Origin of the sequence: Micromonospora sp. LOL_014, from assembly GCF_048060245.1 — a bacterium.
Taxonomy (GTDB): Bacteria; Actinomycetota; Actinomycetes; order Mycobacteriales; family Micromonosporaceae; genus Micromonospora_E.
Map to the genome: position 1 here is coordinate 1 of NZ_JBHMIP010000012.1, position 12,224 is coordinate 12,224.

General features: G+C 70.5%; 12 protein-coding genes. 7 read left to right on the plus strand and 5 right to left on the minus strand.

Annotated elements, in window-relative coordinates; all coding sequences use genetic code 11:
- Positions 1–425 precede the first annotated feature (425 nt).
- Together ACFHW1_RS12660 and ACFHW1_RS12665 are read right to left on the minus strand one after the other, a co-directional pair.
- Complete coding sequence (locus ACFHW1_RS12660) at positions 426–899, minus strand: hypothetical protein (protein WP_416552470.1); 474 nt, start codon at positions 897–899, stop codon at positions 426–428.
- Between the two features lies 1 nt (position 900).
- On the minus strand, positions 901–2,157 hold the full coding sequence (locus tag ACFHW1_RS12665) for a helix-turn-helix domain-containing protein (protein WP_416615467.1): 1,257 nt from the start codon (positions 2,155–2,157) through the stop codon (positions 901–903).
- Positions 2,158–2,705: 548 nt separating this feature from the next.
- Between ACFHW1_RS12665 and ACFHW1_RS12670 the strand changes: the two genes are divergently transcribed.
- Positions 2,706–3,071: a hypothetical protein gene (locus ACFHW1_RS12670; protein ID WP_416552474.1), complete on the plus strand. Its 366-nt coding sequence runs from the start codon at positions 2,706–2,708 to the stop codon at positions 3,069–3,071.
- Entirely contained in the window at positions 3,065–3,688 is a 624-nt protein-coding gene (locus ACFHW1_RS12675; RefSeq protein ID WP_416552758.1) for a GNAT family N-acetyltransferase, read from the plus strand. Before ACFHW1_RS12670 ends, ACFHW1_RS12675 begins: the two co-directional genes overlap by 7 nt.
- A gap of 103 nt (positions 3,689–3,791) precedes the next feature.
- Here the strand turns inward: ACFHW1_RS12675 and pepN are convergent, their stop codons facing one another.
- Positions 3,792–6,344, minus strand: coding sequence for an aminopeptidase N (gene pepN, locus ACFHW1_RS12680; RefSeq protein ID WP_416615469.1), 2,553 nt, complete (start codon positions 6,342–6,344; stop codon positions 3,792–3,794).
- A gap of 220 nt (positions 6,345–6,564) precedes the next feature.
- Here pepN and ACFHW1_RS12685 point away from each other — a divergent pair, with 220 nt between their 5' ends.
- The 4 genes from ACFHW1_RS12685 to ACFHW1_RS12700 all read left to right on the plus strand — a co-directional run bounded on the left by ACFHW1_RS12685 (position 6,565) and on the right by ACFHW1_RS12700 (position 9,568).
- Positions 6,565–7,191, plus strand: coding sequence for a DsbA family protein (locus tag ACFHW1_RS12685; RefSeq protein ID WP_416552477.1), 627 nt, complete (start codon positions 6,565–6,567; stop codon positions 7,189–7,191).
- A gap of 150 nt (positions 7,192–7,341) precedes the next feature.
- Positions 7,342–7,575 carry a hypothetical protein gene (locus ACFHW1_RS12690; RefSeq protein ID WP_416552479.1) on the plus strand — a complete coding sequence of 78 codons (234 nt, stop codon included), beginning with the start codon at positions 7,342–7,344 and terminating at the stop codon, positions 7,573–7,575.
- A 260-nt stretch (positions 7,576–7,835) separates the two neighbouring features.
- The gene (locus tag ACFHW1_RS12695) at positions 7,836–9,035 is read left to right on the plus strand and encodes a DUF1015 family protein (RefSeq protein WP_416552481.1); all 1,200 of its coding nucleotides are present in this window, start codon (positions 7,836–7,838) and stop codon (positions 9,033–9,035) included.
- A 65-nt stretch (positions 9,036–9,100) separates the two neighbouring features.
- On the plus strand, positions 9,101–9,568 hold the full coding sequence (locus ACFHW1_RS12700) for a ribose-5-phosphate isomerase (RefSeq protein ID WP_416552483.1): 468 nt from the start codon (positions 9,101–9,103) through the stop codon (positions 9,566–9,568).
- A gap of 57 nt (positions 9,569–9,625) precedes the next feature.
- Here the strand turns inward: ACFHW1_RS12700 and ACFHW1_RS12705 are convergent, their stop codons facing one another.
- The gene (locus ACFHW1_RS12705) at positions 9,626–10,126 is read right to left on the minus strand and encodes a hypothetical protein (protein WP_416552485.1); all 501 of its coding nucleotides are present in this window, start codon (positions 10,124–10,126) and stop codon (positions 9,626–9,628) included.
- 23 nt (positions 10,127–10,149) lie between these two features.
- Positions 10,150–11,409 carry a GNAT family N-acetyltransferase gene (locus ACFHW1_RS12710; RefSeq protein ID WP_416567875.1) on the minus strand — a complete coding sequence of 420 codons (1,260 nt, stop codon included), beginning with the start codon at positions 11,407–11,409 and terminating at the stop codon, positions 10,150–10,152.
- A 114-nt stretch (positions 11,410–11,523) separates the two neighbouring features.
- Between ACFHW1_RS12710 and ACFHW1_RS12715 the strand changes: the two genes are divergently transcribed.
- Positions 11,524–12,150: a hypothetical protein gene (locus ACFHW1_RS12715; protein ID WP_416552488.1), complete on the plus strand. Its 627-nt coding sequence runs from the start codon at positions 11,524–11,526 to the stop codon at positions 12,148–12,150.
- The last annotated feature ends 74 nt before the right edge of the window (positions 12,151–12,224 follow it).

Here is a 12,224-nt window from a genome sequence, read left to right on the forward strand (position 1 = left end):
GATCGAAGTTTTCAACGATCTGGTCAAGAACGCAGTGTCGCCATGATCACTTGATCCCGCCCTGGTTCGCTATTGGTTCGCTGAATAGTGTAGATTCAATCCAAATCTACCAGTTGTGTGACGGCGAGTCGATCCCTCGGCTCTGCGACCGATTGACCCCGCCGTTCAATCCGTTACCAGGGGAGTAGGCTGCGTTTGTAGAAGAGTTGGCCAGCGGCTCGGTCGTCGAAAGAAGTATGGCCAGCCAGGCGAAGGTGCTGGCCGCCTTACAGGGGTATGGCCGGCTTTTCCGCAGGCGAGGCGGTGTTGGCCCTGCCGGGGATGTCGTTGGGTTGGTTCCGGTGATCACTGCAGCTCGCTGGCGAACCGAGGCCACGCCGATACCCACCGCCGTTTCCTGGCCACACGCCCGCTGCCAGCGAGACTCAGTCACGATGGGTACCGGGTGGCCAGATGACTGTCACTGGGACGCCGTTGTTTTCGGCGTAGGCGACGACGTCGGCGGTTCCGCCGTAGCTTCGGGCGGGCATGCCGTCCCAAACGGCGAAGAGCTGATCCGATTGGTCGACCATCAACTCGCTTGCGGCCATGTGGGCAGTCGAGTCGGAGATGTGGTAGTCGCAGCGGTGGACAGCTACGGCCTGGCTGATCAACTTGTCGTACGCAGCATGGGCGTGCTCGGGTAGTCCGTCGCGGTACTCCTGGGCGGGGACGACGACTTCAAGCTGACCGCCGTGCCGGAGCACCGCCTCGGCAAAGAGTTGATCGGCTCCGTCGGCGAGGCAGGTTAGGCCGACGATTTCCTCCTTGACTTCGGACAGCCTCATGTTCAAGGTTTCGGTGACCTTGGCTGTGACTTCGTCGTTCAGTCCGCGATGTCCGGTGATGGCAATCCGCAACTTAGCGATCCTCCTGGTATCTTCCGTAGAGTCGTTCGTCCAGATCGAGCGTCAGTTTTCCGGCCCGTCCTCCGAGGGATTCGCGGAACCGCGAGACTGATTGGAGGATCTTCTCTGACTCGTACTTCTTGCCTGCGTCGAAAGCCTCACAGGCGATGTTGCATGCCTCGTCGAGGCGTCCAGACTTCGCCAGGATCTGGGCTCGTAGGACGTCTGATAGGGCTTTGGTCTTCGGACTCTGGGCTGGACCGCTGGCTGCTATAGAGAGCGCCCGGCTGGCCAGGCTTGGTTGATCCAGCTTGCTTGCGACTTGCGCTCGAAACGACGCCAGTTTTTGGTGATCGAAGCGGAAGATCCAAGGCCAGACAGGTTCATCGTTCCGGGCCTTCGCTAGGCGATCCTCGGCGTGGTTCAAGAGGTGCAGCGACTTTTTGTCGCCAGCCTCAGCGAGCGCGAGTGATTCGATCGCGTCCATCCAGACTGTGGAGATGGCGGGCGCTGAGCGGGGAAGGGCGCGGCGAGCGGATGCGACGATCTGGACGGCTTCGCGTGCGTCGCCGCAGTTCGCTGCGAACTGGCCCAGGCTAGCCCGCATGTATGCGAGTAGCAGCGGGTGTCCAGACCGATCTGCCGCGTGGACCGCGAGTTGGTAGTGTCGGCGGGCGTTGGCTCGGTCGTCGACATCCACGTACAGCCAGGCGGTCAGCCCGGCGGTTTCGCTGAGCACCGAGTAGAGCTGGCGGGTGTGCACAGGTGAGCGTTCGTTCCGCGATGCGAGTTGGCGGATGAGCGCGAGGTGTGCGCTCACCGGCGGAAGCAGGCTACGCGCAGGCATGCGCTGCTCCAGCCTGCGGTAGGTGGTCGAGGGGATGGTCAGTAGTTGCTCGTCGTCGCGTGATTCGAGGGGAACGCCTCCAGCAGCTGTGCCGACCAGGGCAACCCGCGTGGCTGCTGCGGCTGCGGCGACGAATTGGCGGCGGTTCGTGTCACTCTCCTGTTCATCCAGCGAGCCGGCCAGAGATCGAGGTATCCCCAGGCCGTCGCAAAGTGCCCGCACGGTGCGAAGCCCCGGATCTCGGCTCCGTCCGGTGAGCAGGCGGGAAACGTGTGGCTGCGATATGCCAACGGCTTGCGCGATCTCCGTCTGCGACACCCGAGTTTGGGTCGTGACGACCTGAAGGACGGTAGCCCAGTCGCCGGCCTTCAACGCCTGGCGGACATCTACTCGCTCCAGGATCTCGGGTGGCAGCTTGATCATTTGCTCATGCCTGCGCAGCTCGGCGTTGGTTCCTGCTCTTGCATCTGTCCCTCCTGCGGTGCTGCGCGTCCGTCCGCTAGGAAAGCGAACCGGACCTCCTCTACTATGCCGCTTCCGTGTCGGAGGCGCATGCCTGAAGGTATAGATCTTGATTCCTATGCCGCTGGGAGTGGCGCTGACTATCTGTGATCGCCAAGCTGCGTGTCGTCGCGATCCGCGACAGGACAACTCAGACGATCAGGAGCACGCCGATTGGCCACGGCCGCACCGGCGTGGTGGGGAGGATCAAGAGTGTTGACCTTGGTAGGAGTCGTGTTGGCGGCGCTGGGCGGGTTGTGCGTCGGCTTCTTCACGTTCCGGGTGAAGCAGCGGTGGTGTCCGGTGTGTGGGGCGACGTTGCGGTGTCCGGAGTGTGCGCCTCGGCATTCGATGCGGTTCAGCCCGACGGGCCCGTCCGGCGTGCCTGGTTCGGCGGGTGCTGGTCGGGCTGGTGCTGTGGGGCGGGCGGCGGTGGATGCGGCTCGGGTGAACCGTGGCCGGTGGTCGCGGTGAGGGCAGAGTTGCGGGAGTTGGCCGCCGCTGGTGGTGGGGTGCTGGTGGTCCGGCATGACGGGCGACCTGGGGTCGGCCGGGGCGCGGGTGCGGCGTACCGCGATGTGACCGGTGCGGAGCCGGTGGCCGACAGCGGTGGCGGTGGTGGTCATGTGGCGGTGCGGCCGTCGTGGTCGTGTGCCGGTTGCGGCGAGTTGTGGCCGTGTCTGGTGGCGCGGGTCGAGTTGGCGGGGGTGTTCGGGCCGGTCGCGTTGGCGACGTACATGGTTGAGCGGATGACCGAGGCGGCGTTCGACCTGCCCGACGTCACCGCGGCCGAGTTGTTCGACCGGTTCCTGGTGTGGACGTGGCGGCCATGCTGACCGTACGGCCGGCGACGGCCGCCGACGTGGAGCCGTTGGCGGAGTTGTTGGCGCAGTCGTGTGTGCTGGACCCGGTGGTGTCCTGGCTGATCGGCGACCATGCGCTGCGCTATCTGACGATGCACCGGTTCTTCACCGCCGAGCTGGAGTTCGCCGTCCGGCACGGGATCGTCGACGTGGTCGGGCACTGCGACGGGGTAGCGATCTGGTACCCGCACCCGTTCGACCGGCTGCTCGGTGCGGAGCATCAGCGGCGGCGGTTGCGCGCCTGCGGCGACCGGCACGGCCCGTACGCGCACTACACCTTCACCGCCGGCCGCGTGGAAGCGACCGGCCGACACCACCACCTGGCGTTCCTGGCGGCGGCACCCTGGCTGAGACGGCAGGGGATCGGGTCGGCGCTGCTGGCCGCGCACCACACCCGGTTGGACCGGATCGGCATGCCGGCGGTGGTCGAGGCGAGCAGCCCACGCTCCCAGGCGTTCCACCTGCGCAACGGCTACCGGATCGTCCGGGTGGCGCACCTGCCGGCCGGCGGACCGCCGCTGTGGGCGATGCGCCGGGGCGGCGCACCACCCGACCAACCACCCCTGGCCGCCGCACTGCGCGTCGGCTGACCAGGTGACCCGAGGTCCTGCATCGAGGTGAGGCTGAGACACCTCAAATCTGCGTCGTAAGGTGTCTCAGCCTCACCTCGATGATGCCCGGGACGGGAGTCGCTCAGCGGGCGGCGGCCGTGTCGGTGGCCCGTGCGGTCAACGCCCGGACCACCCCGTCGCGGCCCTCGGCGACCAGCCGGCGCAGCGGAGCCGGATGCCCCTCACTGGCCAGCCACTCGTCCGTCGCCGCGACGGTCTCCTCGGAGACCAGGTACGCCGGGTAGGCCAGCGTGACGAACTCCTGCGCCGGCTCGCTGTCCCGGGTGGCCCAGATCCGGCCCACCACGTCGAAGTACGCCGTCCGGTACGGCTCGGTCAGCTCCACCTGCGTCGAGTGCTGGAAACCCTGCAGCAACGCCCGGTGCTGCCAGTTCGGCAGGCTGTCCGGCCCGGTCAGCTTGGCCCAGATGGCGGCCTTGTTGGCCGGGTCCGGCAGCAGGGCGCGGGCCAGCGCTGCCTCCCGCTCACCGCTGGCGGTCCGGTCCCGGGCCAGCTCCGCGTCGATCTGCTCGCCGGTGGCGGCACCGTTGGCGGCCAACGACTGCAGCACCGTCCAGCGCAGCTCGGTGTCGATGGTCAGCCCCGGCACCACATCTGCCCCGTCGAGCCAGCCACGCAGCACCGCCAGGTCGCCGTCGGAGCGGGCCGCCGTGGCGTAGCTGCGCGCCCAGGCCAGCTGGAAACCGCTGCCCGGCTCCGCCGCCTGCAGCGCCGTCCGGGCGGTACGGGCCAGGTCGGCCCAGCCCTGCGCCGCCCAGCCCGGCTCGGCGTAGAACGTCAGGGTGTTGGTGGCCTGCCGCAGGGTCGCGGTCACCAGGTTGATGTCGGTCTCGTTGGGCAGCCCGGTGAGCACCAGGGCGACGTAGTCGCGCGCGGCGAGTTCCCCGTCCCGGACCATGTCCCAGGCCGCCGCCCAGCACAGTGCCCGCGCCAGCGACGACTCGAACGCGCTGATGTGCTGCACCACGTTGGCCATCGACCCCGGGTCGAGCCGCAGCTTGGTGTAGCTCAGGTCGTCGTCGTTGAGCAGCAGCACGTCGGCGGCGGGCAGCCCGGCCAGCCCGGTCAGCTCGGTGCGTTCGCCGCTGATGTCGACCTCGACCCGGTGCCGGCGGACCAGCCGGCCGTCGGTTAGGTCGTAGAGGCCGACCCCGATCCGGTGGGTACGCAGCGTCGGGTGCCCGGCCGGTGCCTCCTGAAGCACCGTGACCTGCTGGTAGGTGCCGTCCGGGCCGACCGACAACTCCGGCCGCAGCGTGTTGACCTGGGCGGTCTCCAACCACTGGGCGGCGAATTTGCGCAGCTCCCGGCCGGAGGCGGCCTCCAGCTCGGAGAGCAGGTCGTCGAAGGTGGCGTTGCCCCAGGCGTGCCGCTGGAAGTAGGTGCGCAGACCGGCGAGGAAGGGCTCCAGACCGACGTACGCGACGAGCTGCTTGAGCACGCTGGCGCCCTTGGCGTACGTGATGCCGTCGAAGTTGACCTCGACCGCCTCCAGGTCCGGCATCTCGCAGTAGACCGGATGGGTGGAGGAGAGCTGGTCCTGCCGGTAGCCCCAGTTCTTGCGGACCGACAGGAAGGTGGTCCAGGCGTCGGTGAACCGGGTCGCCTCCGAGTTGCACCAGTGGCTGGCCCATTCGGCGAACGACTCGTTCAACCACAGGTCGTTCCACCAGCGCATGGTCACCAGGTTGCCGAACCACATGTGGGCCAGCTCGTGCAGCACGGTGTTGGCCCGCTGCTCGTACTCGAAGTCGGTCACCTGGGAACGGAAGATGTAGTGCGCCTCGGCGTGGGTGACCGCGCCGAAGTTCTCCATCGCACCGGCGTTGAAGTCCGGCACCCAGATCTGGTCGTACTTGGGCAGCGGGTAGCGGACCCCGAACTGGGCCTGGAAGAAGTCGAAACCCTGCGCGGTGATCAGGTGCAGGTCGTCGACGTCGAGGTGCTCGGCCATGCTGGCCCGGCAGAAGTAGCCCAGGTCGACGCCGTCGTGGCTGCGTCGCACCTCGTGGTACGGGCCGGCGCACAGCGCGGTGATGTAGGTGCTCATCCGGGCCGACTCGGCGAAGTGGACGGTCTTGGTGTCCGGCCCGGCCGGCTCCTCGGTGGCCACCGGCATGTTCGAGATGACCCGCCAGTGGGCCGGCACGACAGCGTGCCAGGTGTAGACGCTCTTCAGGTCGGGCTGGTCGAAGCAGGCGAACACCCGCTGCGCGTCCGCGGTCTCGAACTGGCTGTACAGGTACGTCTCGCCGTCGACCGGGTCGACGCTGCGGTGCAGCCCCTGCCCACTGGCCGAGTAGATGAAGTCGGCCTCGACGACCAGCGTGTTCTCCGCAGCCAGGCCCGGCAGGGCCAGCCCGGACTCGGCCGACCAGCCGGACGGGTCGAGTCGCTGGCCGTTCAGCGTCGCCGAGTGTAGCTGGTCCGCCGCCACCTCGATGAACGTGCTGGCTCCGGGCTCGGTGCAACGGAAGGTGACCGTTGTCGTCGAGCGGAACACCCGGTTGTCCGTTGCGCTGCCGGCGGCGGACAGGTCGAGGTGGATGTCATACCCGGTCACGTCGAGCAGGCGGGCGCGTTCGGCCGCCTCGACCTGGGTCAGATTGCGCACTCCAGCCACCGTGTGCCTCCGTCCAATCGTTCAACCGCCGACGTCGACGTCGGCGGCGTCGGGGACAGCTGGGAATGACCCCGTTCGGCCAAGTCTTTCACGTCGTGGGGGCCTGGCGAGGCCGGCCCAGATCCTGGACTTGGTGGGTTGGGGCGCCGTCTGGCGAGGTGACCCGGACAATGGCGGCGGACAGCCGCCGGACAAAAAGAAGGAGAGTCTGATGTCGGACCGTCAGACCGTGGACATGTACTTCGATCCGTTGTGCCCGTGGGCCTGGATCACCTCACGTTGGTTGTTGGAGGTCGAACAGGTCCGGCCGGTCGACGTGCGGTTCCGGGTGATGAGCCTGGCCGTGCTCAACGAGGGCCGTGACCTGCCGGAGAGCTACCGGAAGCTGCTCGACGGGGCCTGGGGGGCGGTCCGGGTCGCCGTCGCGGTCCAGCAGGACCACGACGACGCTGCGGTACGGGCGCTCTACACCGCGCTGGGCAACCGGATCCACCTGGAGAAGCAGCCGACCGCACCGGAGCTTTACACCGCCGCGTTGACCGAGGCCGGGCTGGACCCGGCGCTGGCCGCCGCCGCCGACGATCCGGCCTGGGACGGCCCGCTGCGGGCCAGCCACGCCGCCGGGATGGCCCCGGTCGGGATGGACGTCGGTACGCCGGTGATCCACGCCCCGGGCCCGGAGGGTGCCGGCCCGGTCGCGTTCTTCGGCCCGGTGATCACCCCGGTGCCGCGCGGGGAGGCCGCAGGGCGGCTCTGGGACGGTGTGCTGCTGGTCGCCGGGACGCCGGGATTCTACGAGCTGAAGCGGTCCCGCGAGGTGGATCCCACGTTCGACTGACCAATTTGTCGGTGTCGGCGACGAGTTCCACGTCGCCCGGCGTGTCGCTGCGCGGCGCACGTGACGCGTCCCAGGCCACGTCGTTGCCCAGGATGTTCACCCCGCCGGCCCGGTAGGAGACCGGGCCACACCGACGCATCGGAGGTCAACATGCTGGTCGACATCGACTCCGACTACTGGGATCTGCCCGTGCTGCGCGAGGCGATCGCAGCCCAGGTCTGGGGCGCGCCGAGTGACGGCAGCCGGCACCGGCGGGAACCGTCGGTCCACGAGGCGGAGCGGGTGCCGGTCGCCGTACCGTCGGGGCTGCCGGCGTCGACGGTCGGCACGGTCCCAGCGGCCCGGTCCGGCGGCCGGCACCGGCGCCCGACCCCGGTCGGGTGATCCGGTCCGGCCGGTCACTGCGACCACCGCCGTCGACAGCGGCCCGGGCGACCGGGCCGCTGTCCGTTCCGCTTGCCGGGGCCCCCGGGCCCCCGGGGCCCCCGGGCCCCCGGGGCCCCCGGGCCCCCGGGGCCCCCGGGGCCCCCGGGCCCCCGGGCCCGCGTCCGTCGGGCCGGTCCGGCGACCAGGTCGGCGTCCATCCGGTGGACACGGCCGATGTATCGGTCGTCACAGCGGACCCCGCCGGTAGCGTCCGCGCCATGACGGTCGTTCACCCGATTCCCCGCGCCTGGATCACCACCGGTGAGACCGGTGCGCAGAACTACGACGAGTTCGCCGACGACGCCGAGATCACCGCGATCATCGGGGCGAATCCCCGTAGCGCGCTGGCAGTGGAGATGCCGCACCGGGCGCCGGACAGCCTCGGCCGGTCGTTTCTCGACTGCCTGCCGTCGGCCGCCCGACGGCTCGCCGAGGCCCGCGCCGACGGTAGCTACACGCCGGCCGAGCAGGTCGCCGTGCTCTACCGGATCACCGAGCCGGCCAGCGACGCGGCTGCGTACGGCCTGTTCGTTATGGTCGACACCGACCAGATCTCCACCAGCGCCGACGAACCGGGCCTGGTGATCCGCAACGAGGACGTGTTCATCGCCAAGGTCCGGGAGCGGGTGGCGCTCGCCGAGGCGGTCGGACATCTACTCTCCCCGGTGCTGCTGCTGCAGACCGGGCGCGGCGACGAGCTGCACGCCGCGCTCGCCGAGGCGGCGGAGGCCGCCGGCGCTCCGGCCGCGACCGATCTGGACCAGGCCGGCCGTACCCATGCAATCTGGCCGGTCGGTCCGGGAGAGCTGCAGCAGCGGCTCTGTGCCCTGGCCGGTGGCGGTGAGCTGGTCGTCGCCGACGGCAACCACCGCAGTCTGGCCGCGCAGACCGGCGGCCTGTCCCGGTTCCTGGCCGTGGTCACCACTCCCGCGTCGGTGGCCATCCAGCCGTACAACCGGCTGGTCAGCGAACTGACCCTGAGCCCGGACGAGACGCTGGCCGGGCTGCGGGCCGCCGGTGCGGCGGTGGCCGCGCTCGACGGCGCGCCGACGGTTCCGGATGTCGGCGGCGAGGTACGGCTCTACCTGGCCGGAGGCGGCTACCAGGTCACCCTGCCTACCAGCGGCGGTGACCGGGTGGACAACCTCGACCACGCCCTGGTGGAGCGGGTGCTGCTGCGCGGTGTGCTCGGCCTCGACCCGGGCGACAAGCGGATCACCTACGTCGGCGGCGACTATCCGGCCAGCTGGCTCACCGGCGAGGTCGACGCCGGTCGGGCCGAGCTGGCCGTGCTGATCGCCCCGGTCACCGTCGACGATTTCGTCGCGGTGAACCTGGCCCGGCAGAAGCTGCCCCGCAAGAGCACCTGGTTCACCCCGAAGGCGCGCGGCGGCCTGGTGCTGGCCGAGATCGGCTGAGCCGTTACGCGGGACCGGCTGACCCGGCTGTACGGCCTACCTGCCGGCGCTGAGAGACTGCGGGTATGCGCGTCTACCTGGCAGCCGACCACGCCGGCTACGAGCTCAAGGTGCATCTGGTCAACCACCTCGTCAAGCAGGGGTACGAGGTGACCGACGTCGGGCCGCACGAGTTCGACCCGGACGACGACTACCCGGCGTTCTGCCTGCACGCCGGAACCCGGGTGGTCGCCGACCCGGGCAGCCTCGCAGTGGTGATCGGCGGCTCCGGCAATGGCGAGCAGATCGCCGCCAACAAGGTGCCCGGGGTGCGGGCGGCCCTGGCCTGGAACCTGGAGACCGCGCAGCTGGCGCGCACCCACAACGACGCCAACGTCGTCGCGATCGGCGCCCGTCAGCACACCCTCGACGAGGCGACCACGCTGGTGGAGGCGTTCCTGGCCACCGGTTTCTCCGGCAACGACCGGCACGCCCGCCGGATCGCCCAGGTCGCCGCGTACGAGGTCGACCGGGAGTTGCCCGCGCTGCCCTGACCAGGGACGCCACGCGCTGCGTTCCGGCGTCCGGTGGTTCGCGGGGAACCGGCCGGTTCACCGCTCCCGGCGGGGCAGTTCCTCCCGGGGTACCCAGTGCCGGCGGACGATGGTCAGGGTCTCCTCGGCCCGGGCGAGGTCGTCCTCACTGGGGCGGGACGCGTCCCGCGCCCGCAGCGCCGCCGAGGTGCTGACCTGCGAGGTGCCGGAACCGACCAGTCCGCGCAGGCCACGGTCGGCTTCCCGGTCGTCGCCGCCGGACCCGCCGCCGGCGGAACGGCCCGACGTCTGCCGGCGCTGACGGTGCGTCGGCGGTGGCTCCGGGACGCGCTGCGACGGCTCTGGAGCACGCGGTCCCAGTGGCTGCGGGCGCGGCCCCGGCCCTGGTACCGGCCTGCCGTCCGGCTCCGGAGTGCTCGGAGTGCTGCCCGGCTCCGGCGTACCGTCCTGCTCCGGGTCGTGCACCTCAGCGGTGCTGGCGCTGGCCGGTCCGCTGTCGGGGCGTCGCGGCGGGCCGCCGTGCCGGTGCCGTCGCCTGCGCCGTTCGAAGTCCGCCATCCGCCGACCGTACCGCGACCGGCTCAGAAGATCTCGATGCCGGCGGGGGCACGGTCCCAGCCGAACGCGGTGTTGGCCTCGGCCACCGCACCGTGGCGCAGCTCGCGCACCCGGCCGGCGTCGGCCAGCGACCGCAGCGACGGGCCGCCCAGGTACACCGCCGCCAGATCGGCGACCCCGCAGGCGAGGTCCGCCGGTTCGTCGGTGGGTACGCAGCGGGCCTGTTCCCGGCCGCCGGTCAGCCGCCAGCGGCCGGAGTTCTCCGGCAGCAGCGGATCGGTGACGTCGACGACCACGTCGACTCCGGTGGCGTACCGACGGGCGGACAGCGCCGCCGCGACGTCGACCAGCCGCACCCAGAGGCTGTCGGCGAGCGCTGCACCGAGTTGCCGGGGCTCGTCGACCAGTTGGAACAGCGGCTCGTCCAGCGCCGCGAACCGGAAGGAGAGCGTCCGGCTGAGGTCGATGCCGGTGAGGAACCGCCACAGGGCCCGGTATCCGTCGACGCTGCCGGCCACCGCCTCGGTCACCCGTACCCGGCCCTTCGGCCCACGGGCGTCCCAGTCGCTCACCGTGCGCCACAGGGCGTAGCCGTCCGGGCCGGTCGGACCGTCGTGCAGCACCACCCGCAGCGCGGTCTGGCCGGATCGGCGGGCCGGGCCGTCGGCCAGCACGTACCGCCACCACCGGTCGTCCCGGCCGGACCAGCCGGGACGATTGGGGCGCAGCCGTTCGTACACCGCCGCCAGCTCGGGCCGCAGCTGCCCGGGGTCGCCGACGCGCAGCGACCCGACGCCAGGGCCAGCGGACAGGTCGGCACCCGCGCCCGGGCCGGTCGGGTCGAGCACCCGGGTCTCCCGCAGGTCGACATCCAGTTCCAGCCGCTGTGCGGCCATCCCGTAACCGTACCGCGGGTAGATGCGGCCCTCGCTGGCCCACAGCACCGCGACCGATTCGCCGCCGTCGCGTAGTTGGCGCAGCTGGCGGTGCATCAGCCGGGTCAGCAGCCCGCGCCGACGGTCGGTCGGGGCGACCACGACCATGGAGACGTGGGCGGCGGGCAGCATCGCGCCGGGCACGGTCAACTCCCTGGTGTACGCCCCCGCGTGCCCGACCATCCGGTCGCCGTCGGTGACCACCAGCGACCGGTCCGACTCGAAGACGTCCCGCTCGACGTGGTGCAGGTCCGGGTCCGGGTTCTGGTGGAAGGCCGCCAGCAGCAGCTCCATCACTGGGTCGAAGTCCTGCGGCACGCCGGCCCGGATCGGAAACGGTGCATCCATCTGCTCTGTCTAACCGATCGGTGGCGGGGTCGGCGAGTCATTTGCCGGCTCGCTACTCTCGGATGTGAGCGTCTAAATGGTACGGGGGTCCGCCCGCACCCGTGGGGAGGAAAGATGGCAGATCGGCATACACCCTGGGCCGAGCGGACCGTGGAGGTGCCGCCGCAGCGTACGGTCCCCGGCGCAGCGGACGCGGACCAGCCGACGACACCGGACGCGGACCAGCCGACGACACCGGGTGTCGCCGGCCTTTTCCGGCGTGGGGTGGCGCAGGTCGGCCGGGGCGGGCCGCCGCCGACCGCCGAGTTCACCGCGTCGCACGAGCCGACCGGCACAGGCTGGCCGTCGGAGGTCGGGCCGGGCTGGTCGGACGGCCGGATCCGGCCGCCCCGGCCACCGCTGAGTCAGCAGCTCGCCCAGCTCCGTCGTGGCGGCGAGTGGAGCGTGCTGGGTGGCTTGTTCGCCTTCGTCTGTTGGGGGGTCTGGGCCATCTCCGCCCGGGGGGACCTGGCCAGCCCGGTGCTGACCTTCGCGCTGACGATGCTGGTCGGGGCGGGTCTGTTCGCGCTGTGCCGGGTGATCGGCCGGGTGGTGCTGGAACGCCAGCTGGGTCGGGTCCGGCACGGTGCCCGTGCCTCGCACATGGTGACCGGGGCGTACCTGATCGTCGTCGGGTTCGCCTACCTGCGGCAGACCGAGTGGGTGGTCAGCGTCTGGAACTGGTTCGCTGGTTGGTTCTGAGGTGCTGAGCTTCCGGGTTCCTGCGTTGTGACCGAGCGCGGGACGTTCTGACCGAGCGCGGGAGCCGGGCCGGG